This window comes from Streptomyces actinomycinicus (genome assembly GCF_016741775.1).
In the GTDB taxonomy this organism is placed as follows: domain Bacteria; phylum Actinomycetota; class Actinomycetes; order Streptomycetales; family Streptomycetaceae; genus Streptomyces; species Streptomyces actinomycinicus.
Map to the genome: position 1 here is coordinate 24,629 of NZ_JAERRK010000013.1, position 26,921 is coordinate 51,549.

Genomic DNA, 26,921 nt, shown 5'->3' on the forward strand with positions numbered 1-26,921 from the left:
CGGGAGCGTGGCACGCTCGGCTCGTCGGCTGTTCCCTGACTTCATCGTCTTCCGTGTCCTCGCTCGCGCTCAGTTGACCACCGGCGGTACATCACGCCGGGGCTTGTCGGGCAGGTGTGTTTCCTCGTCCTCGACCAGGTAGTCAGGCCGCTGCGATCCCTGCTGCTCCTCGCCCTCAGGCTTGCCGTTGCGGCTGGCACCTCGTACGAGGCCGGCGCCGCCACGCGTCATGCCGTTGCGTTCGGCTCCTGCGGCGGAGTTGCGCCCCGTGGGCTTGCCCGTGACCGTCTCGGGCGTCCCAGCTCCTGCACGGGAGCCGGCCGCCTTCGAACCGGGCCGTACCGCCGACTCGGGCGCTCCGACGACGCCGCGCTGGCCGACACGGCCGGTCGCGGGCCGCGAGTTGGCCGCTGCCTCACCACCGATGACCGTGCCACGAGGAATGCGCGCCCCGTTCTTGGCCGAACCACCCGTGGGCGTGGGCCGTCCCCCGACCACTCCATTGGACCGGCCTGCGCCGGTGGTCGGCCCGCTGTTCGCTCGCGGTACGGGGCCGCCGACCCGCTGTGTACCGCCGGTGACCGCACGGCCCATCGGGGAGGGCGGGGTGGTGTTCCTGGCACCGGGCTGCCCCGTCGGGGTGGTGCGCCCCATCTGGTTCATGGGCCCTTGCCCCACAGGCCGTCCGGCGCTCGGGCCGGTCGGTCCCGTCGTTCCCGTGCGGCCCTGACCGAACGGAGGGGTGCGGTATCCGCCCGTGCCGACAGGGCCTCGGCCCGTTGTGGTGTTGGGCATCGGAATCCGGTAACCGCCGCCATTCAGCACATCGGGCGGGGTGGAGTTTGTCGGCGGTGTGACCGGTGGAGTAGGGCCGGTCGTATGTGTGGTCGTGGGCGGAGGCAGCGTTCCCGTACTGTCGATGTTCGTACCGACCGGGTCGTCGGGGATGGTCGGCACCTTGTGAGTGGTGTCCGTCGTCGGAACGTGAGGCGGGGTGGTTGCGGTCTCGCCCGGGGCATGCCTGGCAACGTCAGGCGTCACCGTCGTGTGGTGCCCGACGGCAGAAGCCGATGCGGTGCCTCCGTGCGAGCCGGTGGCCGATTCCGGACGACCGACCCCGTATGCGCTGCCGTACTTCGGCCGAGGCACGCCGACCTCGGGCATCGACGTGAAATCCGGTGTCTGGTCCTTCGCCGGGAGAGAGGCCAGCATTTCCTCCGACACGGCGTAGTAGGACGCCAACCGGTTCATCTGGTTGATGGCCTCTTGGCGGTGCTGCTCCACCTTGACGGCGTCGTCGTAGTCGGCCTTGTTCGCCGCCTTCTCCGCATCGGTGAAGTCCTTGGGCCGCTTCCGGTTCGCCGGGTCCCGGGCCGGCATACCACCACGCACGGAGGCGAGCCCCACGGCGGCGGCGGTGATCTGGTCGCCCGCGGCGCCGGCGAACGCGCTCAGGTGGTGCGTGTTGGTGACGAGACCGTCGCCCCAGCCGCGGAATGCGTTACCCGATTCTCCGACCCAATGCACCTTTTCCATGTGCGCCTTGAGGTCGTCGGCGGCCTTCTTGATGGCGTCGCGCGCATCCCACAGAGCCTTGCCGGAGGTCTCCAGGTCCTCCGGGTCCGTCTGCTCGACCAGGTCGATCATCTCGTTCAGGTCGAGATCGCGCTTGTCGAAGTCCGTCCTGGAAGCGACAACACGCCCCAGAGGAGTGGCTGCGACCACCGGGCGCAGCGGTTCGACGAACGGGAGCGGGAACGAGCCGTCCTCGACGCCTCGGACGATGTCCGTCGTGGAATTCTGCTCAGAGACGCGGCCCAGGTCTTTTTCGTGCTTGTTGTCTGCCATCGTCAGTACCCCGTACCGGTCTGCTCACCGTTGCCGTGCTTCTCGTCGCGCAGTTCCTTGATCTCCGTCTGAATAGCCCAGAACCGCTGCCGCTGTTCCTCTTCGAGGCTGTCGAAGCCCTTGTGTGCGCCATGGACCGCGATGCCGATCGCCTCGATCTGCAAGTGCAAGGTCTTGGACAGGGTCGTCAACTCGTGATGGACCCGCGTGTACTGCTTGTACAGGCCGTGTGCCTCAGGAAAGACACTTTCCGCCCCCGAGGTCAGCGACGTGGACCTGATCGTCTGGGCGCTGACCTTCGTCGGATTGCCTGCGGACTTCTCAAGTGCGCCAAGGACTTCGTCGACTTGACCCACGAACTTGTCCAGAGCGTGGCCACTGGCCTCCAGGTTGGCCGCCCTGGTCGCCGACACGCCCCCCACCATGTCTGACGGAAGCACGACGCTCCTCCCCGTTTTTTTCCCCGTACATCCATCGGCCCATCGGAACGAGGACCGACCACCCGCTCGCCGTACGATCGCAAAGCGAGCCGCGCATCACAACGCGTTTACCACTCTAGTCAACCTGCCCAACCGGTCCAACCGAGCCCATGTGTTGACTCGGTTACGCGACAGACTCACGTGCCACGCTTTGCCCTAATTGCCGGTTTGCAGTGAAGCGGTGCGCACCCGGGGCGCGACCGTGGGCCACGTGCCGTCGGCCGACGGTGAGCGCGCTCGGCGGTGCGGGAGCGTCACGCGCGCGCAATCTTCATCAAACCTCCACGTCCGATCGCGCTGCACGCGTCCGCCAACTTCGTCCGGACGACCATCAGTTGCCGGTGCGCTTCGTGGCGCGCGGCCGTCACGGTGTCACGGGCGCGGAACACCCGTGCGCCTTTGCCGAACGCTCGGCAAAGGCGCGAAGTATCGTTCTGGCGTAGGTGCGTTCCGCCGACGTCGGGCGCGGGGCGTCCCCGGCCGTCGTACGGCGGACGAGGAAGACCGCCCGCTCGCCGTGGTCGGCGGGGCATGCGGCGGTCCCCCAGTAGGCGTTGCCTTCCCGGATCTGCCCCTTCGCCGCATCGGCCGGTGTCGGCTCCGAGCCGTGGTGCGTTTCCTCGTAACCGGCTTTGAGCTGGGACGCGTAGGCGCCGAAGGAGGCCTGGAGTGTGTACTGGTGGTTGCCCAGGCCGTCGTCGCCCAGGAGGCACGTCTCGAACGGGGCCCGGGCGCGTGCCGTCTCGCGGGCCGTCGTGACACCAGGGGCCGCGGGGATGCCGGCGCACGTGCCCGATGTGTGGCTCAGGGGCTCGAACTCCTCCTCGGATACGGGCAGGCCGACCGTCCGGACGGGTCGGTGGCCCAGGCGGGTCACGCAGCCGTAGGCCTTGGCGGCCTCGACCGCCGTTCCCGTGGCGATGCGGACGTAGGCGGGGCGGTCGGCCGGGTCGTCGAGCGTCGTGCCGAGGTTCGTCGTGACCGTCACCGCCAGGCCCTCGACCTGCTTGCCCGCGGACGTTTTCCTGCTGCCCCCGCCGCAGGTGAGGGTGAGTGTGGTGGTGGCCTCGCCGTCGTCGCTGCCGGCGGCCACGAGGCCGGACCAGCCCTGTCCGACCGGTACGGACAGCATGTCCCCGGCCGAGCCGCCGGCGAGGGGCGGCGAGAACCAGGTGCGGGTGCCGATGCGGCTCGTGTCGACGATGCTCACCTTCGCGCTGCGGCCGTCGCCCGGGGCGCTCAACTCGCAGGTGGCGATCCCGTTGCCGGATCTGCTGTTCACCTCGAGGCGGTCCTCTCCCAGCACCGCGCGCACGTCGGCCACGGACAGCATGCCGCCGCAGGCTCCTTCCACCGCGCGGTCGTTCATGCCGTACAGCCAGAGGAAGCCGCCGACCGCCACCACGGCTCCCGCGGAGGCGAGCGCCGTGGTGCGGATGATGCGCCTGCGTCTCACGTCCACTGCTCCACCTCGCCCAGCACCTTCGTGTCGTGGCAATGCTGTGTCCTCGGCCATCCGCCAGGAGCGTTCAGATACCTGTTCAACAGGGTGCGGACCCCGGCCGAGAGTTCCTTGCGCTGTGCGCGGGTCAGGCGGATTCCGCCCTGTCCGTCGCCCAGGTCGTCGAGGTTCGGGTGGACCGAGACGCGGTGGTACGTCGTCCCCGCCGCGCACTCCGAGCGGGCCCAGAGGGCGAGCACGGCGTCCTCGTCGTGGATGGTGTCCGGCTTGTCGGCAAGGCCGGGGTGTTCGCCGTCGAGTTCGTAGTTGCGGTACGCGCTGCGGCCCAGGTCGCCCGCCCAGCTGGCCGCGTCGGCGGTGACGGGTTCCAGGCCGGCGGGTTGCGGGTCGGTGTAGGCGAGCTTCCCGTCGTCCCAGCGCCTGCCCTGGCAGACGTTCAGCAGCCGGGACTGCTGGAGGTCGCCGGTCGTGATCCATGTACCCCGTAGCGGTGCGGATCCCTCGGCCGCCATCCAGGCGCACTTCGCGATGCCCCGGCCCGGCCGGTCCACGCGGACCGAGTCGTGGTCGCCCTCCTCGACCGGGCCTCCGTCCGCGTCGTGTTCCTGGTAGGTGTCGATCACTCGGGCGGGGACCTTCGGTGCGCTCCCGGGTGGCGCCGGCGTCGTACCGCAGTGCTCCCGCTGCGCGATGGCGTCGGCGACCGCCACCGCGAGGCGGAACTCCGTGCGGACGGACGCCTTGTCCAGGTAAGCGGTCACGTACATCTGTGCCGACGGACGAGCACGCCCGGTCAGGCCTCTCGGACACTCGGCGACGATCCAGAGTCGCTTGCTGTCGTCGCCGTAGCGGCCGGTGACGCCCGGGGCTTCATGGCCCGGCGCCAGGAGGTCGTCGGTCTTCAGCTCGTACGGCAGGTGATTGACGAGCGTGGCGGCCTCGACGTGTACGCCGCCGTGTCCTTCCCACTCGAGTGAGCAGTGCAGCAGCGAGCGGCTCTCCTGACCGGGTTGCAGCAGGGTTCCGTACTGGTCGAGGGTCCCTTCGGCGTCGTCCGGTACGTGGCCGACGAGTTCGCTGTAGGGCAGCAGGCCTCCGCAGGCCCGTTTCAACTGTGCCCTGTTGGCCGCGAGACGGCCGCCGTCCGGGTCGGGCAGGAACAGCGTCAGGCCGGCGGCGAGCAGCGCCAGGGCCACCGTCCCGGCCAGGGGGAGCCGCAGCTTCGCCGGGATCCGGCTGAGCACCCCCCTGGCGGTGCTCAGCATTCCGCCTTCCGCTCCGAGACATCGAGCCGGTTCCCGGGCGCAGGGACCGGGCCGAGGAGGTTCAACCCGGTCAACGCGCCCATGGGCCGGCCCCCGCTCGCCCTGCCCGCCTGCGCCGTGCGTCCCGGACCGCCACGGCCGTGCCGGCCAGGCCCGCGACCACGACCAGGCCACCGACGACCGTGTAGGTCGCCATACGGCTGTTCCGTTCCTCCGCGGTCTCGCCGAAGTGCAGGGGCGTGACCGAGGGGGCTTCACCTCGGGCCACACCGTCCACCGGCCGCGGCGACTCGACGGGATGCGCGGGATCCACGTCCGTCAGTGCCTTCACGGGGTCCACCACCCCCCACCCGACCAGCCGGTCACGTCCCGGGATGGAGCGTTCCGCGGTCTGTTCGATCTGGGCGACGATCTGCTCGGCCGTCCACTTGGGGTACTTCTCCTTCAGCAGGGCCGCCACACCCGCCACGTACGGCGCCGAGAAACTCGTGCCGTTGTCCGAGCAGTGGCCGTTGCCCGGCACCGTGGAGATCATGTCGACGCCGGGAGCGGCGACCCCGACGAAATCTCCCGACTGTGAGAAGGGCGCGCGCTCGTTGTTGCGGTCGGACGCCGCCACCGCGAGGACACCCTGGTACGACGCCGGGTACGTCACCTTGACGTTGCCGCCGAGGCCGTCGTTCCCGGCCGATGCCACGACGACCACGTCGCGGTCCAGGGCGGCGTCGATGGCGTTCTTGAGGGTCGAGTCCTTCGGGGAGAGCGCCTTGGACGTGTCCTGGGAGATGTTGATGACGTCGGCGCCCGCGTGGACCGCGTACGTGATCGCCGTGGCGAGCGTGTCGGCGGTGCCGTCGCCTTCGGCGTCGTTCTGCTTGACCGGGATGATGGTCGCGTCCGGGGCCAGGCCCACGAAGCCCGTCCCCTTCACCTGACGGGCCGCGATGATGCCGGCCACGCGCGTGCCGTGGCCGACCGTGTCCGTGGTGCCCGAACCGTTCCCGCGGTCTATCTTCTCGCCCTTGGAGTTCTCCTCCGGCAGGAAGTTCTTCCCCTTCGACGCGTCCACAGCCTTCTTGAGCTGCGGGTTCTTGACGTCCACTCCGGTGTCGATCACGGCTACCCGGACGTCCTTGCCCGTGGCCTGCGCCCACAGTTCGTCCAGGTTGACGCGCTGCAGTGACCAGGGGCGGCCCGCGTAGGGCTTCGACGGGAAGGTGCACTGGCCGTCGTCCGCGAGGGCCGGAGCGGCGGGGAGGGCGATCACGGTGGTCGTGGCGGTGAGGGCCACCGCGGCGACCAGGGCCGCCGCCCGGCCCGTGGTCCCCGCCGTCGCGGCCCTCGACGTGCTTGGCTTCAGCATGGGTCCGTTCTCCTCCGCCCGCCGTTACGAGCCCTGCGGCTGCCGCGCCGCCGCCTCCGACAGGCGCGGGCCCGTCGGCAGGAAGACCGACCACGCCTTGGGAACGGGGGTCGGCGTCACGTTCTCGTAGCCGAGGTGGGTCTGCGCGATCTTCGCTTCGGCCGGCTCCTCCTTGCGCCTCTTGGCGGAGGTGCCGATGCCCTTGTCGTCGGTCGCGCTGTCGCTGTTGGACTGCAGGGCGTAGCGCAGGCCCGTGTCCGTCACCAGGAAGACGCCGCCGACCGTGGTCTCGGTGCCCTGGAACTGACGGTAGAGCTGTCCGGAGCCGGGGGTGACGTATCCGCTGGAGGAACCGGTGGGCAGCTGGGCGGGGAAGTCCTTGCCCACCCAGGTCGACAGGGTGGTCTTCCCCTTGGCGCCGACCGAGCGCAGGACGTTGCAGACCGTGTTGCGGCCGCTGGTGGCGCTGGTGCCGTCGTTCACCGTCCTCGGCTTGTAGGCCGGCCAGGTCTTGTCCTCGTCGAACGCGGTGCTGTCCGCGACCGCTCCGGGGCTCACCTTGTGCGCCTCCCCGGCCTGGCCGACGCCCAGGAGCTGGCTGCTGTTGAGCAGCAGCGTGGCCGTGAACTCGGAGATGCGGGCCACCTTGCCCTGCAGGACGACGTAGTACCGCAGCGCCTGGCCGTCGTACGCCTTGATGACCTCGCCGACCTTGTCGTACTGCTCCGGCATGATCCCCGCGTTCGCCTTGGCGCCGGGGGTGCCGTCGATCGTCGGTATCACGATCTTGTCCCCCTTGGGGAGGGTGTCGAGCCACTCCTGGGAGACGCGCTGCGGGGGGCGGCCCTGGGTGTCGAGGGCCTTGAGCAGTTCCTTGTCGTCCGGGTTCGCGATCTGGTACGCGGTGCCCCGCGCGTCGACGACGTACTGGGTCTTGCCGTCCGGGCCGACGACGTACATCAGGTCGCCGTGGGTGAGCCTGTGGGGTCCCTCCGTCTTGGACCAGTCCTTCTGCGCGAGGACGAACGCCGCCTTCTGGATGGCCCGGCCGCCGTCGCCGGGGCGCTCGCAGACCGCCCAGTGCTTGGCGGCCTCGGCCTCGTCCGAGGAGGGCAGTCGGTCGGGGGCGTACGGGATGCCGATGGTGGCGCCGTGTGGTGGCTTGCCGCTGTCCAGGATCTTCTCGTCGACGGTGATGACGCCGGCCTTGCTGGGGTCCAGGAGCAGTTTGGCCGAGGCCATGTTGAGGACCGGGTGGAGCTGCTTCTGCTTGCCCGTCTTCAGGACGACGTAGCGGGTGGTCGAGTCACTCGCGACGATGACGTGTTCCTCCGGCTCGTCCCACCCCTTGGGTGCCGTCGGGCTGAACATGCCGATCGCACCGAACACCGCGAGGACCACGACACCGACGACGACGCCGGGGACCAGCGCGCCCAGCGGCTTGGGAGCGCCCTCCTCCGAGCCGGAGGGGGAGGGCTGCAGGAATGATGCGAGCGTGCGGCGCTTCGCGAAGGTGTAGGCGTTGAGTTCGTCCCGCCGTGATGCCATCTGTGTCCGCTCTCTCCCCGTTGCGGAGCCGTGGGGGACCTGTGAAGATCCGGTCCCCCGCCCTCGGTTGCCTCTGGTGCCTCGACTGTCAGACCCGGCCCCTACTATGCCTGTTGCGTGGACGTGCTCGTGGCACGGGTAGGGTGCTCAGGGCTTGAAGGGACCGGAGCGCAAGGGTTTTCGGGAGAGTTCGGGGGTTTTGAAGTGATGGCTTCCGCAGCGCGGACCCGGTCGCGATCGCAATCGGGGTCACGATCGAGCGGCCCGCGCCGGTCGGGTGGCCGCGGCTCTTCCTCCCGGCGCGACGCCCAGCGGACGTCAACGCCCTCGCAGGGCTCGGTGGCACCGCGCCTGGAGTCCCGTTCGGGGCGCGGCGGTTCGTTCGCGGTGCAGCGGCTGGTGCTGCTGGAGATCGCGGCCGCACTCGTGCTGTGCGGGTGGCTCCTCGGCATGGTGGCCCTGATCGCCACCGCACCCGTCGCCGCGGTGCTCGTGGTCCTGGCCGTCGTCCGGCGGCGGGGTCGGTCCCTGCCGGAGTGGCTCGGCACCCTGCTGGCGATGCGCGCTCGCATACGACGGGCGGCCGGCACGCCGGTGCCTCCGGGGACCGACTCCGGTCTGGCGCCGGCCGTGGAGTGCGACCCGACTCTGCGCACGTACAGCCACAACCGCGGCGTCGACCGCGACCAGCGGCCGGTCGGCATGGTGGGCGACGGCGGCTTCCTGACCGCTGTGCTCCAGGTGGAGTCGGACGTCGACGCCCTGCGCGCGGAGCGTGGCCGCAGGCCGCTGCCCATAGCCCTCGTCCGGGACGTCCTCGAAGTCGACGGCATCCGGCTGGAGTCGGCCCAGATCGTCGTGCACACGCAGCCCGCGCCCGCGCTGCACCTGCCCCAGCAGTCGGTCGTGGTCAGCAACTACGCGCCGCTGCAGGCCCAGACCGGATCCCCCGCGGTCCGCATCACCTGGATCGCGCTGAAGCTCGACCCCGAGCTGTGTCCGGAGGCGGTGGCCGCGCGCGGCGGCGGCCTGCCGGGGGCGCAGAAGTGCCTCGCCCGCTCGGCCGATCACCTCGCGAGCCGCCTGACCGGTGCCGGGTTCCGGGCCAGCGTGCTCACCGAGGAGGAGCTGACGGCCGCGATCGCGACTTCGGCGTGCGCCAACCCGATGGTGACGGCGCAGGCCGGCCGCGGCGAGGCGCCGCAGCGCCGTACCGAGGAGTCCAGCCGCAGCTGGCGCTGCGACAACCGCCGGCACACCACCTACTGGGTGCGCCGCTGGCCGCAGTTGGGCGGATCCGGTGGCTCGCTGGCCCAGCTGGTGGCCCAGCTGACCGCGGTGCCCGCGCTGGCCACGACCTTCAGCCTGACCCTGGCCAAGGGAACGCAGCAGGACGTGACCGTCACCGGGCATGTGCGGATCACCGGCCGCAGCAAGCAGGAACTGACCGACGCGCGGCGCGAACTGGAGCAGGCGGCGCAGCAGCAGCGGACCGGGCTCGCGCGTCTGGACCGGGAACAGCTCCCCGGCGTTCTGGCCACCCTGCCGCTCGGAGGTGCCCGCTGATGGCCATGACGACCACACCGGACCCGTCCGGTCCGGCGCCTTCGCACCCGAGCCTGGGTGAGCGGCTCCGCACCGGTTTCGGCCTGCTGGGTCCCCGTCACCGGCGGCACACGCTGACCGCGGAGCAGGCCGACGCACTGACTCTGCCCATCGGCGACGACGGCGTGGTGGTCGGCGTCAACAGCGAGGGTCAGCCCGCGGTGCTCGGCGTCAACCGTCCGACGGCGTACGACATGGTGCTCATCGGCGGCCTGTGGACCGCGCAGGTCATGGCACTGCGCTCCGCCGCCACCGGTGCCCGGGTCGCTGTGGAGACCGGGCGGCCGCAGGCCTGGATGCAGATGGTGCACGCCATGGGCGGCGGGCAGAACGGGCTGTCGGTGTACGACGTCGGGCGGGTGCCGCCGCAGGGCGCCTCGGCGGGTACGCCCGTGCTGGTGGTGCGGGACTGCGGTATGCGGCCCCCGCGCGGGCGAGTGGTGTCCGGGCCCTGGCAGTCGGTGCTGACGCTGCTGCCGTACCTCAGCCCGGTCGCGCCCCGCTTGCTGCGGCAGGCGCGGCTCGCCGGTATCCAGCGGGTGTCGCCGGACGAGGCGGCCGAACTGGGGCGCACCATGGGCCTGTCGCGGACCGAGGTGGAGTCGTTGCCGGCGCTGCCCGACGGCGTCACGCTGTGGTGCACCGACCGTGACCGGCAGTACGTGCTGACGCAACCCACCGACGCCGAGATCGGATTGTTGGGCACGCCCCGGCGGATGGACTGAACTGCCCTTACCTGTCCCTTTTGTTCACGGTGTCGCGGCGGCTGCGCGGGACGCACGGGGTGCTCTCGCGCGTGCTGCGACCCGGTGTGCGTGTGCGGAGAGGCGGGCGGCCCTGCCGAGGTGTGGCTCGTGGTGATTAGGCTGGGAGCGGGCGCGATGGCAGGACCCGTGGGCCGGGCGTCGGTGTCCCGGGGAGGGCCGCTGGACCGGACTGCCCCGAACGACTACGGACGACTCGGTACGACACGACATGGTCGCCCCGGCACGGCATGAGGGTGCTCGACCACACCAGGAGGAACTGTGAGCAGCGATCGGGACGGGATGCGCGGGGGCTGGGACACACCCGGCGATGACCAGCCCGACGCGGAGGCCGTCGAGACCACCGGTGAGTTCACCATCGACTACGCTCCACCCGCCTGGTACACGCAGAACGCGTCCGGTACGAGGCCGGGACCGGGCGGCGCGGGCGGTTTCGCCGGCACCGGCGGCACCGGTGCCGCGGGCGACCCGGGTGCTCCGGCCGGCTCCGGCGTCCCGCCGTTCCCGCCGGGTTCACCGGTTCCGGGACCGACGCCGCCACCGCCGGCCGCCCACCCGGCGGGCACGCCGCCGCAGGGCACCGCGTTCAGTCCGCCGCAGGGGGCTCCGTACGCTCCCCCGCAGGGCGCTCCGCACACTCCGCCGCAGGGAGTCGCGCAGACCCCGCCGCAGGGGGCTCCGTTCGTTCCGGCTCAGGGGGGCGGGTTCACTCCGGCCCAGGCAGATCCGGCTCAGGGAGGCGGGTTCACTCCGCCCCAGGCAGATCCGGCTCAGCGAGGCGGGTTCACTCCGCCTCACGGGGCTTCGTACTCTCCGGCCGCACCGGCGGAGGGGGCGCCGTTCGCTCCGGCCGAGGGCGCGCCGTTCGCTCCGGCCGAGGGCGCGCCGTTCGCTCCGGGGGTGCAGCCCGCGCCGCCGGTCGGCAACCCGGTTCCGATGCCGCGGCTGCCCGAAGGGTTCGAGCCGCAGCAGGCCGCGCAGCAGGCGCAGCCTGACCAGCCGGGGACGCCGGCCGCTTCCGCCGCTGCCGAGCCCGAGACGGACAACGGGGACCTGGAGAGCGGGGCGACCATGCGGTTCTCCGCCGTCGCCCTGAAACGCCAGATGGCCGAGATCGCCGAGCGCGCGGCAGCCGCCGGGACGCCGGGTGAGACCGGCGGCGAGGGCTCCGCGGAGGTCTCGGCTTCGGCTGCCGACGAGGGTTCGGGGGCCGGTTCCGCCGCGGAGGCGGCCGCCGGAGCCTCGGATGCGCCGGGCGGCGAGGAGCCCTCCGGCGGCGAAGCCGGTGCGTGCGCTGACGAGGAGTCCTCCGGCGGCCAGGCCGGTGCGTCGGAGGGGGCGGCGGCCGGTGCGTCGGGCGGCGCGGTGGCCGGTGCGTCGGGGGGCGCGGTGGCCGAGGTCGTCGTCTCCCGGGACGCCGCGTCCGAAGGGGACGAGGCGCCGGGCGGCAGCGCTCAGGCCGACGGCGCTGACGGCTCGGCCGTGCCGGGAGCCGAGAAGGCCCTCGGCGGAGATCCGGTCGATGCCGCAGGGAAGGGTGTCGCGGGTACGGATGTCGTCGGCCTCGGCGCCGGCGCCGAGAACGCTGTGGGCGAGGGCGGCGGGGCGGAGACGGCTGCCGCGGAGACGGGTGCCGCGGAGAACGGTGCGGCGGACGCCGTGCGGACCGACGCGTCGGAGGGCTCTTCCGAGAGCACTGAGAGCACCGAGACTGCCGAGTCCGGCGAGTCCGCCCGCGCCGCCGACACCGCCGACACCGCCATGTCCGCCGCGTCCGCCGACACCGGCCGGCCCGGCGCATCGGAGCAGTCGGACGCCGTAGGGGCGGACCGTGTGGTGGCGGATGCCGTCGTGGCGGACGCTGTGGTCCAGGGAGGTGCAACCCAGCAGGCCGACGTGTCCCAGCAGGCCGGCGTGTCCCAGCAGGCCGGCGTTTCCCAGCAGGCCGGCGTTTCCCAGCAGGCCGACGCGTCCGAGCAGGCCGCCGGGGCTCCGCACCCTGCCGCGCCTCCCGCGCCGCCGGCTCCGCACGGCGCCCAGCCCGGCTGGACCCCGCCGCCCGCGCCGCAGGACGGGCTGCCTCCGCTGCCGCCGTCGTACCAGCCGGCCGCCCCGGCGTCCGCGGCCCAGTGGCCCGCGCAGCCCGCGCCGCACCAGACCGGCCCGCACCAGACCGGCCCGCAGCAGCCCGGCCCCGTGCCCGGTCAGCTGCCGTACCCGCAGCCGCAGCCGTCGGCCGCGCAGGGTTCCGTCGGCATGCCCGGCCAGCAGCCGCCGTTCCAGCCGCAGGCCCCGCAGCCCGCGCCCGCCGCGTGGAACCAGCCGAACCAGCCGAACCAGCCCGGCCAACAGCCCCAGGCCCAGCCCCACCAGCCGCATCAACCCGTTCCGGGCGGCCAACCCCACCAGCCGCATCAACCCGTTCCGGGCGGCCAACCCCATCAGGTGAGTCAGCCCCACCAGGCGGGCCAACCCGATCAGGCGAACCCGAGTGGCCGATTGAACGCGTCCGGGCAGCCCGGCGCGTCCGCCGCGCCCGGGGTCGGGCCGCAGCCGGTGCCCAACGAGCCCACGCCGCCGAGCGGTTACGGCTTCCCCCAGCCCGGCGCGCCCACTCCCCCGGCGCCGCCCGGCGGTTACGGCTTCCCGCAGCCCTCGGCCCCCCAGCCGAACACCAACGCCCCCACCCCGCCGAGTGGCTACGGCTTCCCTCAGCAGGGCGCGCCCAACCTCCCTGCTGAGCCCGGCGGTTACGGCTTCCCCCAGCAGGACGCCGCAACCCCCCGGCCCCAGGCGAGCGGTTACGGCTTCCCCCAGCCTCCGCAGAACCCACAGAGCCCACAGAACGCGCAGACCCCGCAAGGCCCGCTGAATCCGCAGAGCGCGCAGAGCGCGATGAGCCCGGACGCGGGCCCCGCTCCAGACGCCCCGTACGCCCCGGTCGACCCGCGTTCCGGTGCCGCGTGGCCGCAGCCCGTGCAGCACGACCAGCGGCAGCCGACCAACCCCGGTGCCGCGCCGCTCGGTTACACCGCCGCCGTGGAGCTGTCCTCGGACCGGCTGCTCAACAACAAGAGGCAGAAGGCCAAGAGCGGGCGGCCCGCGGCAGCCGCCGGCCGGTTCAAGATCGGTGGCAAGAAGGAGGAGGCCGAGCGGCAGCGCAAGCTGGAGCTGATCCGTACACCGGTGCTGTCCTGCTACCGGATAGCGGTCATCAGCCTCAAGGGCGGCGTCGGCAAGACGACCACGACGACCGCGCTCGGCTCGACCCTCGCCACCGAGCGGCAGGACAAGATCCTCGCCATCGACGCCAACCCTGACGCCGGTACGCTCGGGCGCCGGGTACGCCGGGAGACCGGGGCCACCATCCGTGACCTCGTCCAGGCGATCCCGTACCTGAACTCGTACATGGACATCCGCCGGTTCACCTCCCAGGCGCCCTCCGGTCTGGAGATCATCGCCAACGACGTGGACCCGGCCGTCTCGACCACGTTCAACGACGAGGACTACCGGCGCGCGATCGACGTCCTCGGCCGGCAGTACCCCGTGATCCTCACCGACTCGGGCACGGGTCTGCTGTACAGCGCCATGCGCGGGGTGCTCGACCTCGCCGACCAGCTCATCATCATCTCCACGCCGTCCGTGGACGGTGCGAGCAGCGCCAGTACGACGCTGGACTGGCTGTCCGCGCACGGTTACGCGGACCTGGTGTCCCGGTCCCTCACCGTGATCTCCGGAGTCCGCGAGACCGGAAAGATGATCAAGGTCGACGACATCGTGTCGCACTTCCAGACGCGGACCCGCGGGGTCGTGGTCGTGCCCTTCGACGAGCATCTGGCCGCCGGTGCCGAGGTCGACCTCGACATGATGCGGCCGCGGACGCGCGAGGCGTACTTCAACCTCGCCGCGCTGGTCGCCGAGGACTTCGTCCGGCACCAGCAGGCGCACGGCCTGTGGACCAGCGACGGCAACCCGCCGCCGGTGGCAGCCCCGCCCATGCCGGGCCAGCCCATGCCGGGCCAGGCGATGCCGGGACAGCCGGTTCAGGGCCAGGCGATGCCAGGACAGGCGATGCCAGGGCAGCCGATCCCGGGGCAGCCGGTCCCGAGCCAGCTGTACGGCGCCGGGCAGCCCTACCAGCAGGTCCCCGGCCAGCAGCAGTACCCGCAGGGCCCAGGTCAGCAGCCGTACCCTCAGGTCCCCGGCCAGGGTCAGACTCCCGGCCAGGCACCGGCCCAGGCCCAGGCCCCTGCCCAGCCGTACGCGCCGGACCAGCAGCCGTACCCGCCGCAGCAAGGTCAGCCGCAGGGACAGCCGCAGGGACAACAGGCGCCGCAGCAGCCGTATCCGGCCCAGCCGGGTTACCCGCAGCAGCCCGCGCAGGCCCAGCCGCAGCCCCAGCCGCAGGCCCACCCCCAGCCGCCGCACGGACAGCAGCAGCCGCCGCAGGCTCCGCCCCAGCAGTAGGGCGGTGAGACGGCGAAAGGGCGGCCGGTGCACAGCGCACCGGCCGCCCTTTCGCTGCGCTCCTCGAACCGGCTGGAACGAACGGATGCGCCTCCGCCGTCAGTCCCGGCGGTCAGACCGCCTCACTCGTCCGCCGCAACGATCTCGCGGCACCGCTTCACATCCGCGGCCATCTGCTCCAGCAGGGCCTCGAGGGACTCGAACTTCGCCTGGCCGCGCACATAGGCCAGGAAGTCGACGGCGACGTGCAGGCCGTACAGGTCGAGGCCCACGCGGTCGATGGCGTACGCCTCCACCGTGCGCTCGGTGCCGTCGAACTGCGGGTTCGTGCCGACGGAGATCGCGGCGGGCATGGCCTCGCCCTGCGCGTGCAGATAGCCGGCGTACACGCCGTCGGCGGGGATCGCGGTGTGCGGGAGCGTCTCGACGTTGGCCGTCGGGAAGCCCAGCTCACGGCCGCGCTGGGCGCCGCGGACGACGACGCCCTCCACGCGGTGCGGGCGGCCCAGGATCTCGCGGGCGCCCGAGACGTCGCCCTCGGCGACCAGGCGGCGGGTCAGCGTGGACGAGAACGGCTCGCCGCCGCCCGCCTCACCCGTGACGTAGAGGTCGACGACCTCCACCTCGAAGTCGTAGACCTTGCCCTGCTCGGTGAGGAACTCGACGTTGCCGGCCGCCTTGTGGCCGAAGCGGAAGTTGGGGCCTTCCACGACCGCCTTGGCGTGCAGCTTGTCCACCAGGACCTTCACCACGAAGTCGGCGGGCGACAGCTTCGAGAACTCGGTCGTGAAGGGGAGGACGAGGACCGCGTCCACACCCAGGCCGGCCATCAGTTCGGCGCGGCGGTGGTGGGGGGCCAGCAGCGGCGGGTGGCTGCCGGGGCGGACGACCTCGCTGGGGTGCGGGTCGAAGGTGACGACCACGGCGGGGACGCCGAGTTCGCGGGCGCGGTCGACGGCGTGCTTGATGATCAGCTGGTGGCCGCGGTGGACGCCGTCGTAGGAACCGATGGTGACGACGCTGCGCCCCCAGTCCTGGGGGATGTCCTCCAAGCCACGCCAGCGCTGCACTGTGACCGCTCCTCGAACCCTTGTCCGTGTCTATCCATAGCTCGTTGTGCAGGTCTAAGGGTGCCATGCCGGGTGGCCCGCGCCACCATCGGCATGGGGGCTGTGACGGGGCGCACGTCCACGGGTGCGGCTCGGGCCGGTATGCGCAGGCCCGGTCCCCGCTCGAGCCGGCACCCGGCCTCCGCTCGGGCGGGTACCCGGCCTCCGCTCGGGCCGGTACCCGGACGCCCTGCCTCCGCTCAGGCCGGTACCCGGACGCCCGCCAAGTTCTCGATCATGCGGCGGGCGCTGGGGCCCACCACCGCGGCCCAGTCGTCCGGGGTGTCGGTCAGCCAGCGGGCCATGCGCGCGGCGAAGCCGGGCACGTGCCGGCCGAGATCGACCAGGCCGCGGTCGAAGTGGGTCGCGCCCTCGGGGGTGCGGCCGAGGAGCATGCCGGTGCGGTGGACGAGGCCCCGGACCTCCTCCTCCTGGCCGACCCCGAGCCCCGCCGCCGCGTACAGGACGGCGTCCAGGACGGCCGGGTCCTGCTCCCGCGCCAGCAGGAACTCCAGCAGCTCGCGCCGGAGCGGGCGGGAGGCGGGGGTGCCGGCGGCGGCGAGCACGGTGGCGAGGGCCGCCCGCACCTGCTCGGGGCCGCCGTCGAGCAGGCCGGTGACGAGGGGCAGGAGGACCGAGCGGGCGGTGGGGCCCTGTTCGAGGCGGCGGTCGACGTAGCCGGCGACGTGCCCCGCGGTCTCCGGGCGCAGCCGCACCGCCTCCCGGACGAGGGCGGCGACCCGGCGGGCCAGGGCCGGAGTGGTGACGTCGGCGAGGCTGCGCAGGGCCGCACCGGTGTCCGGGCCGCCGGCGTCCGGGGCGCGGAGACGGGCGCGGAAGGCCTCCAGGACCGGCTCCGGGTGGGTGGCGAGGGCCGGGACCAGGGCGCCCGGCGGGAACTGCGGGTCGGCTTCGGCGAAGTGGCGCAGGGCCTCCGTGAGGTAGCGGTCGCGGGTGTGCGGGTCGCGGACCAGCAGGGCCAGGGCGCCGCCGTGCAGGGTGCAGTCAGCGGGGCGGGCGAGCAGGGCGAGAGCGGCGTAGCGCAGCAGCTCGCGGTCCGCGTCCGACCGGACGTAGGGGGCCGCGCGCAGCCCGAAGGCCACGGCCGCCACCCGGCGTGCGGGGCGCTCGTCGTGCGCCCAGCGGTCGACGGCCCGGCAGACGGCCGACGGCTCCTCCTCGGCGAGGACGGCGAGCAGCTCGTCGGCGCGCCGGTGCCCGCAGGCCACCAGCACCTCGGTGAGATCGTCCAGGGCGGCGTGCCGGTGGGTGTGCAGCAGCGCCTGCGCGGCGGTGGCCACGGTGGCGTGCGGGGTCGCGGGGAGCGGTCGCTCGTCGGCGAACCAGCCTGTCAGCAGGGGCTGTACGACGTCCGGGGCGTCCGCGAGCAGGCCGGCCACGGCGTCGAGGTAGCGGTCGGCTGCGGCCGGCGGCGCCGGGTCCGCCAGTACGAGCCTGCGCAGCAGGTCGAGGCGCTCGGCGTCGGAGACGGGCAGGGCGGTCCAGAAGGCGGGGCCGAACTCGGCCGGCACGGGGCGCCGGGCGCGGCGCCAGGCGACGACGCGGTCGGCGAGCAGGCGCAGCACTTCGGTGTACGGCGTGGCGTCCGGCACCTGGAGCAGGGTCCTGGCGAGCAGCCGGGCGCCCCACCAGGAGTCCGGGTCGCGTTCCAGGACGTCGGCCAACTCCCTCAGACGGAAGGACAGTTGGCGGTGTCCGTGCTCGCGGGCGAGGAGCAGCAGGGCCTGCACGACGGGGCCGACGCGGTGGTGCGGCACGGGGACGGGGCGGCTCTCGCTCGGTGCGCCGGCCCGGTGCACCAGGGCGAGCAGTGCCTCGTCCAGGTCGAGGTGCATGCCCTGGATCCAGTCGGCGAACTCCTCGTGGGCGAAGCGGTAGCCGCTGCCGGCCGGCACGAGGAGGCCTTCGGTGAGCACGGCGGAGGCCCAGCCGGTAACGGCGCCGAGCCGGGCCGGGGCCGGTCCCCAGGGGAACACCGCCTCGAACGACTCACGGTCCAGTTCGCCCTGCCCCGGTCCCAGGCTGCGCCGGGCGGCCTCGTGCACCTGCCCGGCCACCCGTGCGGCGAGCCGCCGTAACGCCGCGCCGCGCAGGCCGGCGGGGGCGCCGAGGCGGACCGCGATGCGCAGGCACATCAGGTCCAGGTAGGCGGCGAAGACCTCGTGCCGCCCGACCGGTCCGGCGGCCGGGGCGTCTGGCACGGCGGCGCGGACCTCGGCCAGCAGCCGGAGGGTGAGCGGATGCCGCGCGTCCCGCTCGAGAAGGACCCCGTCCGGGATGCCGTAGCGGACCCGGGCCCGCCGCGCCTCCCCGACCCCGAAGTCCCCGAGCCGAAGACAGGGCGGGAGCCCGGCAGACCCCGGCTGCGCAAGCCGACCGGCCGAAACGCCGCCGCCCGAGACACCGGCAACCGGGCCGTCGGCAACCGGGGCGTCGCCAGGCGGGGCATCGAGAGCCGGGGCATGGACAGCTGAGGCGTCACCGGCTGGGGTGTGGTGCGACCGGTCAGCGAGGCCGCCCGAGTCACAGGGCCGGGGCACACGGACGGCCGAGTCGAGCACCGTCCCGCCGGGGTCGGCCGGGCTCTGCGGACAGTCACAACCAACCAGGCAATGCACCGTCCCACGGGCGCCGACCGGAACGCGCGAGCAGTCACACCCGGTGGGACCGTGCACGGTCCCACCGGCGCCGGCCGAGGCACTCGAGCACGCACAGCCGACCGAACCGTCCGGCATGTCGACGGCGCCGGCCACGCCGGACAACCAAGCCGAAGCACCCCGCGCCCCCGCACCCTCCCCCGGGTCGGACGGGCGGTGGGGGTCGGGGTCGGGGGCGGGGGGTGTGTGGAGCAGGTCCGCCGGGAAGCAGCTTCCCGCGCGTTCCCAGTGTTCCTCGCGGCAGGCCACCACCAGACGTGCCCCGGTCTCGCGCAGCCAGGCGGCCGTGCCATGGGTCCATTCGGGCAGGCGGTGGGCGAGCACGGGGGGCATTTCCTCGGGCCCGTCGAGGAGGAGGAGCAGGGGGCGGCCGGCACGGGCGGCGAGGCGGGCCAGGTGTCCGGGGGTGAGGTCGCCGAGGTCTTCGGGGCGGACGCCCCGGGACGCGGCGACGATCCGGGCGGCCCGCTCGACGGTCCGGCGCGCGGCGTCGGCCAGGGAGTCGTCGGTGTCGTTCAGGTCGGCGCCGCGCAGCCACAGCGTGGGCGCGGGCCGCTCGCCCCGGGCACGGCGGGCGGCGAGCGCCGCGAGTTCCGTCGTGCGGCCGCTGCCGGGCGCGCCGACGAGCCCGAGGACGGACCGGTCGCCGTCGGTGAACGCGGCCAGCTCGCGGGCGATGTCGGCCCGCTCGACCGGTTCGGTGGCGGCGGGACGGCCGGCGAGGACGCCCGGCGGGCCGTCCTGACCCATCGAGGTGGCGGTCAGCTGGAGGATGCCGGCGAGGTTGAGGTCGGTCCCGTAGCCGGGGACGGTGAGCGCGTTACGGGCGAGCAGCGCGGCGAGGGGGCCGTCGGCGGGGCGCAAGGGCACCGCGAAGCCCACGTCGCGCTGGGCGGTGTGCAGCGCGGTGCCGAGGACGCCGACGACCGCGCCGGTGCCCGCGTCGAGCACCGGCCCGCCTGCCGCACCGCCGCCGAGCCGGAGCGCGTCCCGGCCGGCCGTGCCGATGGCCAGCTCCAGCGCGTCGTCGAGGAGGTGGAAGCGGTCGGTGGCGGTGTACGTCACCTGGGTGGCGGCCAGCACCCGGGCCTCGCGCCAGCACCCGGCGACGATCCGTACGTAGCTGCCGGCGTCGATCCGCTCCCGCACGGTCAGCGGCAGCGGCTCCACGTCCAGGCCCTCGGTGCGCACCAGGGCGAGGTCCAGGTCCGGCAGCGGGGTGACGGCGTCGGCGCCGACGACGCAGGTGGCGTTCCCCGCCGCGTGCAGCACCAGCCGGGGCAGGCCGTCGACGGCCTCATGGCTGGTGAGCAGGGTGCCCTCGTGGTCGGCGAGGAAGCCGAGGCCGCGCGGGCGGCCGGCCAGGTCCCGGATCAGTACGAGGGCGGCCTCGACCCGGCCGGTGCCGGCGCCGGACGTGCCGGGGACCTCGTCCGCCGGCCGGGGTGCGCCGTGCGGGCGCTGTTCGTGTTCTGCGCGACCGCCCACGTGACGTGAGTGGTCCCGGTGACCGCGGTCGTCCCCGTGATCCCGGCGCCCGCCTCCGGTGCGCGGGCCCCGTCCCGCCATGCCCGTACCTCCCCGCCCGTCCCGTGCCCTGTCTCCGACGGTAGGCGCGCGGTGATCGGCGGGACAGATGCCGCGGTGAACGCGCCCCCTTCCGCTCCCCCGGTTCACTCCGAGCGCCTGCCCGGTCGGGTGAATAGGGACAAGCTGCTGGATAACCCTAGGAGTGGGGGAACCGAGGGGGGACCGTGGAGCGGCGGCAGCGGCCGATCAGGGCCGGCCGCCGCTCCACGGCGAGACGGGGACCGGCTCAGCCGAAGACGGCCAGGCTCTTCGCCTTGCCCCGGTGCTCCTCGACGAGCGCGACGAAGCGGCCCTCGGGCTCGAACACGGCGACGGGACCGGCGCCCGCGTACTCCTCGGGCATCTCCAGCCGGACGCCGTTCAGCAGCAGCCGGGCCCGCTTGGCGTCGACCTCCCAGCGTGGGAACGCCGCCGCCGCGGCCTCCGCGATCGGCATCACGGTCAGCTCCTGCTGGAGCTGGTCGAGCGTCTTCGCCGCGTCGAGCTTGTACGGGCCCACGCGGGTGCGGCGCAGTGCCGTGAGGTGGCCGCCCACGCCCAGGTCGGCGCCCAGGTCGCGGGCGAGGGCGCGGATGTAGGTGCCGGAGGAGCAGGCCACCGAGACCACGAGGTCGAGCACGGGCGTGCCGTCCTCGGCGACCGCGTCCCGGACGTCGTACACCGTGAAGGAGGAGATGGTCACCGGACGGGCGGGGATCTCGAAGTCCTCGCCCTCACGGGCCCGCTTGTACGACCGTACGCCGTCGATCTTGATGGCGCTGACCTTGGACGGCACCTGCATGATGTCGCCGGTCAGCTTGGCGATGCCGGCGTCAATGGCGTCCCGGGTCACCTTGGAGGCGTCGGTGGACGAGGTGATCTCGCCCTCGGCGTCGTCGGTGACCGTGTTCTGGCCCAGGCGGACGGTGCCCAGGTACTCCTTCTCGGTCAGCGCGAGGTGCCCGAGGAGCTTGGTGGCACGCTCGACGCCGAGGACCAGGACTCCGGTCGCCATCGGGTCGAGGGTGCCTGCGTGGCCGACGCGGCGGGTCCTGGCGATCCCGCGCATCTTCGCGACCACGTCGTGCGAAGTGAAGCCCGACGGCTTGTCGACGATGACAAGGCCGTCGGGCGTGGTGTGCTTCTGGGTCATTCCGCGGCGTCGCCGTCCGTCTCGGTGTCGTCGTCCGGCTTCTTGTAGGGGTCCGCGGCACCGGCGAACGAGGCGCCCGTGGCCGCCTCGCGCACCTTCTGGTCGGACTGCCGGGCCTTGTCGAGGAGGTCCTCGATGGTCCGGGCGGTGTCCGGCAGGGCGTCCGCGACGAAGGTCAGGGTGGGCGTGAACTTCACCCCGGCCGCGCGGCCCACCTCGGAGCGCAGGATGCCCTTGGCGCTCTCCAGGCCGGCGGCAGCGGCAGCCCGCTCCTCGTCGTCGCCGTAGACCGTGTAGAAGACGGTCGCCTCCCGCAGGTCACCCGTGACCCGGGTGTCCGTGATGGTGACGTGCGAGCCGAGCCGCGGGTCCTTGATCCCGCGCTGCAGCTTCTGGGCCACCACCTCCCGGATGAGGTCCGCCAGCCTTTTCGCCCGCGCGTTGTCGGCCACTGGTCCGTCTCCCGTTCTTTCTTCTTCTCAACGTTCTGTGGTCAGTCGTCGTCGCCGTGGAGACGCCGTCGTACGGACAGCAGTTCCACCTCCGGGCGGGCGGCGACCAGCCGTTCACACCGGTCCAGTATGTCGGTGAGGTGCGCCGCGTCTCCGGAGACCGCCGCGAGGCCGATGATCGCCCGCCGGTGGAGGTCCATGTGGTCCACCTCGGCCGCGCTCACCGCGTACTTCCGCTGGAGTTCGGCGACGATCGGGCGGACCACGGAGCGCTTCTCCTTCAGCGAATGGACGTCGCCGAGGAGGAGGTCGAAGGACAGAGTCCCCACGTACATGTGTGTAACCGGTTCACCCGCCGGTACGGGATCGATGGCCCCGGGTCCGTGTGGCCGGGGACATCAAGAACGGTACCGCGTACCTGCCGGTGGCTCGACAGGGTTTCGGTGCCGTGGGGTGGGCGCCGGGCGCCCACCCGTCTCGGTCGGCCGAGAACAAAAGGCGCGCTGGCCGGCGGAACCGAAGTTCCGCCGGCCAGCACGAGCCGTGGGGCGTTACACCCGCGGCTTCTCCCGCATCTCGTACGTCGCGATGACGTCGTCGACCTTGATGTCGTTGAAGTTTCCGAGGTTGATACCACCCTCGAAGCCTTCGCGGATCTCGGTGACGTCGTCCTTGAAGCGACGCAGACCCTCGATGTTGAGGTTCTCCGCGACCACCTTGCCGTCTCGGATGAGGCGGGCCTTGGTGTTGCGGCGCACCTCGCCGGAGCGGATGAGGACACCGGCGATGTTGCCCAGCTTGGACGACTTGAAGACCTCGCGGATCTCCGCCGTACCCAGCTCGACCTCTTCGTACTCCGGCTTGAGCATGCCCTTGAGGGCCGCCTCGATCTCCTCGATCGCCTGGTAGATGACCGAGTAGTACCGGACGTCCACGCCCTCGCGCTCGGCCATCTGCGCCGCGCGGCCGGCCGCGCGGACGTTGAAGCCGATCACGATGGCGTCGGAGCCCATCGCCAGGTCGATGTCGGACTCCGTGACCGCACCGACGCCGCGGTGCAGGACGCGGATGTCGACCTCTTCGCCGACGTCCAGCTGGAGCAGCGAGGACTCGAGGGCCTCGACGGAACCGGAAGCGTCACCCTTGATGATCAGGTTCAGCTGCTGGACCTCGCCGGCCTTGAGCACCTTGTCCAGGTCCTCGAGGGACACGCGGCGCGTGCGCTTGGCGAACGCGGCGTTGCGCTCACGGGCGGCGCGCTTCTCCGCGATCTGGCGGGCCGTACGGTCCTCCTCGACCACGAGGAAGTTGTCGCCCGCACCCGGGACGTTGGTCAGGCCCAGGACCTGGACCGGCGTCGACGGGCCGGCCTCGGCCACGTTGTTGCCGTTGTCGTCGAGCATCGCCCGGACGCGGCCGTACGCGTCGCCGACCACCATCGTGTCGCCGACCCGCAGCGTGCCTCGCTGGACGAGGACCGTCGCCACGGCACCACGGCCGCGGTCGAGGCGGGACTCGATCGAGATGCCCTGCGCGTCCTGGTTCGGGTTGGCCCGCAGGTCGAGCGAGGCGTCGGCCGTGAGGACCACGGCCTCCAGCAGCGAGTCGATGTGCAGACCCTGCTTGGCGGAGATGTCGACGAACATCGTGTCGCCGCCGTACTCCTCGGCCACCAGGCCGTACTCGGTCAGCTGACCGCGCACCTTGGTCGGGTCGGCACCCTCGACGTCGATCTTGTTGACCGCGACCACGATCGGCACGTCGGCCGCCTTGGCGTGGTTGAGCGCCTCGACCGTCTGCGGCATGACGCCGTCGTTGGCCGCGACGACCAGGATCGCGATGTCGGTCGACTTCGCACCACGGGCACGCATGGCGGTGAACGCCTCGTGACCCGGGGTGTCGATGAAGGTGATCCGGCGCTCTTCCTCGTTGACCTCGGTGGAGACCTGGTAGGCACCGATGTGCTGGGTGATGCCGCCGGCCTCGCCCGCGATGACGTTCGTCTTGCGGATGGCGTCGAGCAGTCGGGTCTTACCGTGGTCGACGTGACCCATGACGGTGACGACCGGCGGACGGACCACCAGGTCCTCCTCGTCGCCCTCGTCCTCGCCGAACTCGATGTCGAAGGACTCGAGCAGCTCGCGGTCCTCCTCCTCGGGGCTGACGATCTGAACCGTGTAGTTCATCTCGCCGGCGAGGAGTTCCAGCGTCTCGTCGGAGACGGACTGGGTGGCCGTGACCATCTCGCCGAGGTTCATCATGACCGCGACGAGCGACGCCGGGTTGGCGTTGATCTTCTCCGCGAAGTCGGTGAGGGAGGCACCGCGCGACAGGCGAATGGTCTCGCCGTTGCCGCGAGGCAGCATCACGCCGCCGACCGACGGGGCCTGCATGGCCTCGTACTCCTGGCGCCTCTGCCGCTTCGACTTGCGGCCACGACGCGCGGGACCACCGGGACGGCCGAAGGCACCCTGCGTGCCACCACGGCCACCGGGACCACCCGGACGACCGCCGAAGCCGGGACGGCCACCGCCGCCACCGCCGGGACCACCGGGACGGCCGGCGAAGCCGCCGCCACCGCCACCGGGACCGGCAGGACGGCCGGCGAAGCCGCCGCCGCCACCCGGACGACCGGCGAAGCCGCCGCCGCCACCCGGACGACCGCCGCCGCCACCGGGACGACCGCCGCCACCCGGGCCACGGCCGCCGGGGCCGCCGCCGGGACGCGGACCCGCAGCGGGACGCTGCGGCATCATGCCGGGGTTCGGACGCGGGCCGCCGGGGCCGCCGCCGGGACGGGGACCGCCCTGCGGACGCGGCATCGAGCCCGGGGTGGGCCGGGGACCGCCCGGAGCCTGCGGACGCGGACCGCCGCCCTGGGCGCCGGGCGCCTGGGGACGAGGACCGCCGCCGGGGGCGCCGGGACCACCCGGGCGCGGGCCGCCCTGCGGGCGCGGGGCCTGCGGGCGGGCCATGCCGGTGGAGCCACCGGAGGTGAAGGGGTTGTTGCCCGGACGCGGGCCGGCCGGACGGCCACCCGGACGCGCACCGGCACCGCCGGGACGCGGGGCACCGCCCTGGGCGGCAGCGGGACGCTGGTCGCGCTGCTGGCCCTGACCGGGACCGCCGGGACGGGCGCCGGGCTTCGGGGCACCCGGACGGGCGCCGGGACGCGGACCCTGGGCGGCCGGAGCCTGCGGGGTCTGCGCGGCCGGAGCGGCCGGCGGAGCGGTGAACTCCGGGGCTGCCGGGGCCGGGCGCGGCGCGGGCTTGGGACCCGGCACCGGACGCGGGCCGGGGGCCGGCGCGGGTGCCGAGGGGGCCGACGGCGCGGCCGGCTGCTGGGCAGCGGGTGCCGTCGGGGGCTTGGGCGCTGCCGGCCTCGGGGCAGCAGGACGGGCCGCCTGCGCCGGAGAGGGCGCGGCGGGCCTGGGGGCGGCCTTGCGCGGGGCGGGCTTCGCGGCGGACTTACCGCTGCCACCGCCCTGGAAGGCGTCGGTCAGCTTACGTACAACGGGCGCTTCGATGGTCGAAGACGCCGAACGGACGAATTCACCGAGTTCCTGGAGCTTGGCCATGACGACCTTGCTCTCGACACCGAACTCCTTGGCGAGTTCGTAGACCCGGACCTTAGCCACTTCGCTCCTTTGAGGTCCGGGTTGAAGCCGGACCGTCGCTAGTTCATGGGCGTACTCATCGCGTACTCATCGAGTGCTCATCGCAATCTCGACCTGCTTTCGACTCGCGAGGTACCAGGCCGCACGGGGTTCCGTACGGCTCGTCTTACGGCGTTGCCTGCTCGGCAACTGTTGTCTGCTCGACGTATCGGCGCAACGCCTTTGTGTCGAGCGCTCCCGGGGCGCGCAGTGCCCGCGAGAACGCCCGGCGGCGTACCGCCTGGTCGAGACAGACCAGGGCGGGGTGCACATAAGCACCCCGGCCGGGCAGCGTACCGCGAGGATCGGGGGCGCATGTGTCCTCGATCTTCACGATCCGCAGCAGATCGTCCTTGGCCGCCCGCTCCCGGCACCCCACACAGGTGCGTTCAGGGCATGCTCCGGCGTGCGTCCGGCCAGACACGTCTCAGTCTACCTCCCCGTACCGACCTCACCCCTTCGGGGCAAAGATCGAACGGCTGTTGTCGTGATTCCAGCGGCCTTCGGCCTGGAACTATTCCCCGGCGTGCTCGGTGTCGGGCCGGATGTCGATCCTCCAGCCGGTGAGCCGGGCCGCCAGGCGGGCGTTCTGGCCCTCCTTGCCGATCGCCAGCGACAACTGGTAGTCCGGCACCGTCACCCGGGCGGAGCGGGCGGCCATGTCCACGACCTCCACCTTGCTCACCCGAGCGGGTGACAGGGCGTTCGCGACCATCTCCGCCGGGTCGTCCGACCAGTCGACGATGTCGATCTTCTCGCCGTTCAGTTCGCCCATCACGTTGCGCACCCGGCCGCCCATCGGGCCGATGCAGGCGCCCTTGGCGTTCAGACCCGAACGGGTGGACCGTACGGCGATCTTGGTGCGGTGACCGGCCTCACGGGCGATCGCGGCGATCTCCACCGAGCCGTCGGCGATCTCCGGCACCTCCAGGGCGAAGAGCTTCTTCACCAGGTTGGGGTGCGTACGGGAGAGGGTGACGGAGGGGCCGCGGACGCCCTTGGCGACCCGGACGACGTAGCTGCGCAGCCGCATGCCGTGCGGGTAGGTCTCGCCGGGCACCTGCTCCTGCACCGGCAGGATGGCCTCCAGCTTGCCGATGTCGACGAGCACGTTCTTGGGGTCGCGGCCCTGCTGGACGACGCCGGTGACGATGTCGCCCTCGCGGCCGGCGTACTCGCCGAGCGTGGCGTCGTCCTCCGCGTCACGCAGCCGCTGCAGGATCACCTGCTTGGCGGTGGTGGCGGCGATCCGGCCGAAGCCGGACGGGGTGTCGTCGAACTCCCGCGCCTCCTGCCCCTCCGCCAGGTCCTCGGGGTCCTCCTTCGCCCACACGGTCACATGCCCGGTCTCCCGGTTGAGCTCCACGCGCGCGTGTCGGCGGCTTCCCTCGGTGCGGTGGTAGGCGATGAGGAGGGCGGACTCGATCGCCTCGACCAGCAGGTCGAAGGAGATCTCCTTCTCCCGAACCAAGCCCCGCAGGGCGCTCATGTCGATGTCCACGG

At 72.8% G+C, this 26,921-nt stretch carries 17 protein-coding genes and 1 pseudogene; 4 read left to right on the top strand and 14 right to left on the bottom strand.

Annotated elements, in window-relative coordinates:
• Positions 1 to 69: 69 nt before the first annotated feature.
• From JK359_RS23610 to eccB, 6 genes are all read right to left on the bottom strand, one after another.
• Positions 70 to 1,848 carry a WXG100 family type VII secretion target gene (locus JK359_RS23610; RefSeq protein WP_201839114.1) on the bottom strand — a complete coding sequence of 593 codons (1,779 nt, stop codon included), beginning with the start codon at positions 1,846 to 1,848 and terminating at the stop codon, positions 70 to 72.
• 2 nt (positions 1,849 to 1,850) lie between these two features.
• Positions 1,851 to 2,261, bottom strand: coding sequence for a DUF2563 family protein (locus JK359_RS23615; RefSeq protein WP_307788251.1), 411 nt, complete (start codon positions 2,259 to 2,261; stop codon positions 1,851 to 1,853).
• Positions 2,262 to 2,691: 430 nt separating this feature from the next.
• Positions 2,692 to 3,783 (bottom strand): hypothetical protein, encoded by a 1,092-nt coding sequence (locus JK359_RS23620; protein ID WP_201839116.1) that lies wholly within the window; start codon positions 3,781 to 3,783, stop codon positions 2,692 to 2,694.
• The gene (locus JK359_RS23625; RefSeq protein ID WP_201839118.1) at positions 3,780 to 5,054 is read right to left on the bottom strand and encodes a hypothetical protein; all 1,275 of its coding nucleotides are present in this window, start codon (positions 5,052 to 5,054) and stop codon (positions 3,780 to 3,782) included. Before JK359_RS23625 ends, JK359_RS23620 begins: the two co-directional genes overlap by 4 nt.
• Before the next feature lie 70 nt (positions 5,055 to 5,124).
• Positions 5,125 to 6,417: a type VII secretion-associated serine protease mycosin gene (gene mycP, locus JK359_RS23630; protein WP_201839127.1), complete on the bottom strand. Its 1,293-nt coding sequence runs from the start codon at positions 6,415 to 6,417 to the stop codon at positions 5,125 to 5,127.
• Positions 6,418 to 6,441: 24 nt separating this feature from the next.
• Entirely contained in the window at positions 6,442 to 7,965 is a 1,524-nt protein-coding gene (eccB, locus tag JK359_RS23635; protein WP_201839129.1) for a type VII secretion protein EccB, read from the bottom strand.
• Between the two features lie 207 nt (positions 7,966 to 8,172).
• Here eccB and eccE point away from each other — a divergent pair, with 207 nt between their 5' ends.
• From eccE to JK359_RS23650, 4 genes and pseudogenes are all read left to right on the top strand, one after another.
• Positions 8,173 to 9,531 carry a type VII secretion protein EccE gene (gene eccE / locus JK359_RS23640; RefSeq protein ID WP_201839130.1) on the top strand — a complete coding sequence of 453 codons (1,359 nt, stop codon included), beginning with the start codon at positions 8,173 to 8,175 and terminating at the stop codon, positions 9,529 to 9,531.
• Positions 9,531 to 10,295, top strand: a complete 765-nt coding sequence (locus tag JK359_RS23645) for a hypothetical protein (RefSeq protein WP_372445464.1) — start codon at positions 9,531 to 9,533, stop codon at positions 10,293 to 10,295. Before eccE ends, JK359_RS23645 begins: the two co-directional genes overlap by 1 nt.
• Before the next feature lie 321 nt (positions 10,296 to 10,616).
• A pseudogene (locus JK359_RS40210) lies at positions 10,617 to 10,673 on the top strand (hypothetical protein); the annotation flags it as partial.
• Positions 10,674 to 11,234: 561 nt separating this feature from the next.
• Positions 11,235 to 14,801, top strand: a complete 3,567-nt coding sequence (locus JK359_RS23650; protein WP_307788258.1) for a MinD/ParA family ATP-binding protein — start codon at positions 11,235 to 11,237, stop codon at positions 14,799 to 14,801.
• A gap of 122 nt (positions 14,802 to 14,923) precedes the next feature.
• Here the strand turns inward: JK359_RS23650 and JK359_RS23655 are convergent, their stop codons facing one another.
• From JK359_RS23655 to nusA, 8 genes are all read right to left on the bottom strand, one after another.
• Positions 14,924 to 15,871, bottom strand: coding sequence for a bifunctional riboflavin kinase/FAD synthetase (locus JK359_RS23655; RefSeq protein ID WP_201839131.1), 948 nt, complete (start codon positions 15,869 to 15,871; stop codon positions 14,924 to 14,926).
• Positions 15,872 to 16,110: 239 nt separating this feature from the next.
• Positions 16,111 to 20,157: a trypsin-like peptidase domain-containing protein gene (locus tag JK359_RS23660; RefSeq protein ID WP_201839132.1), complete on the bottom strand. Its 4,047-nt coding sequence runs from the start codon at positions 20,155 to 20,157 to the stop codon at positions 16,111 to 16,113.
• Positions 20,158 to 20,404: 247 nt separating this feature from the next.
• Positions 20,405 to 21,310, bottom strand: a complete 906-nt coding sequence (truB, locus tag JK359_RS23665) for a tRNA pseudouridine(55) synthase TruB (protein ID WP_201839134.1) — start codon at positions 21,308 to 21,310, stop codon at positions 20,405 to 20,407.
• Entirely contained in the window at positions 21,307 to 21,762 is a 456-nt protein-coding gene (rbfA, locus tag JK359_RS23670; protein ID WP_201839136.1) for a 30S ribosome-binding factor RbfA, read from the bottom strand. Before rbfA ends, truB begins: the two co-directional genes overlap by 4 nt.
• A gap of 41 nt (positions 21,763 to 21,803) precedes the next feature.
• Positions 21,804 to 22,097 (bottom strand): DUF503 domain-containing protein, encoded by a 294-nt coding sequence (locus tag JK359_RS23675; protein WP_201839138.1) that lies wholly within the window; start codon positions 22,095 to 22,097, stop codon positions 21,804 to 21,806.
• 216 nt (positions 22,098 to 22,313) lie between these two features.
• Positions 22,314 to 25,400 carry a translation initiation factor IF-2 gene (infB, locus tag JK359_RS40215; protein ID WP_201839140.1) on the bottom strand — a complete coding sequence of 1,029 codons (3,087 nt, stop codon included), beginning with the start codon at positions 25,398 to 25,400 and terminating at the stop codon, positions 22,314 to 22,316.
• Between the two features lie 145 nt (positions 25,401 to 25,545).
• Positions 25,546 to 25,842, bottom strand: a complete 297-nt coding sequence (locus JK359_RS23685; RefSeq protein ID WP_201839142.1) for a YlxR family protein — start codon at positions 25,840 to 25,842, stop codon at positions 25,546 to 25,548.
• Positions 25,843 to 25,932: 90 nt separating this feature from the next.
• Positions 25,933 to 26,919, bottom strand: a complete 987-nt coding sequence (nusA, locus tag JK359_RS23690) for a transcription termination factor NusA (protein ID WP_201839144.1) — start codon at positions 26,917 to 26,919, stop codon at positions 25,933 to 25,935.
• Positions 26,920 to 26,921 lie beyond the last annotated feature (2 nt).

What these genes read in the sequence shown, in the direction of transcription:
- JK359_RS23625 (WP_201839118.1), bottom strand. Translation starts at nt 5,054, where the DNA reads ATGCTGAGCACCGCCAGGGGGGTGCTCAGCCGGATCCCGGCGAAGCTG.
- truB (WP_201839134.1), bottom strand. Translation starts at nt 21,310, where the DNA reads ATGACCCAGAAGCACACCACGCCCGACGGCCTTGTCATCGTCGACAAG.
- JK359_RS23645 (WP_372445464.1), top strand. Translation starts at nt 9,531, where the DNA reads ATGGCCATGACGACCACACCGGACCCGTCCGGTCCGGCGCCTTCGCAC.
- mycP (WP_201839127.1), bottom strand. Translation starts at nt 6,417, where the DNA reads ATGCTGAAGCCAAGCACGTCGAGGGCCGCGACGGCGGGGACCACGGGC.
- eccE (WP_201839130.1), top strand. Translation starts at nt 8,173, where the DNA reads ATGGCTTCCGCAGCGCGGACCCGGTCGCGATCGCAATCGGGGTCACGA.
- JK359_RS23610 (WP_201839114.1), bottom strand. Translation starts at nt 1,848, where the DNA reads ATGGCAGACAACAAGCACGAAAAAGACCTGGGCCGCGTCTCTGAGCAG.
- eccB (WP_201839129.1), bottom strand. Translation starts at nt 7,965, where the DNA reads ATGGCATCACGGCGGGACGAACTCAACGCCTACACCTTCGCGAAGCGC.
- JK359_RS23660 (WP_201839132.1), bottom strand. Translation starts at nt 20,157, where the DNA reads ATGGCGGGACGGGGCCCGCGCACCGGAGGCGGGCGCCGGGATCACGGG.
- JK359_RS23675 (WP_201839138.1), bottom strand. Translation starts at nt 22,097, where the DNA reads ATGTACGTGGGGACTCTGTCCTTCGACCTCCTCCTCGGCGACGTCCAT.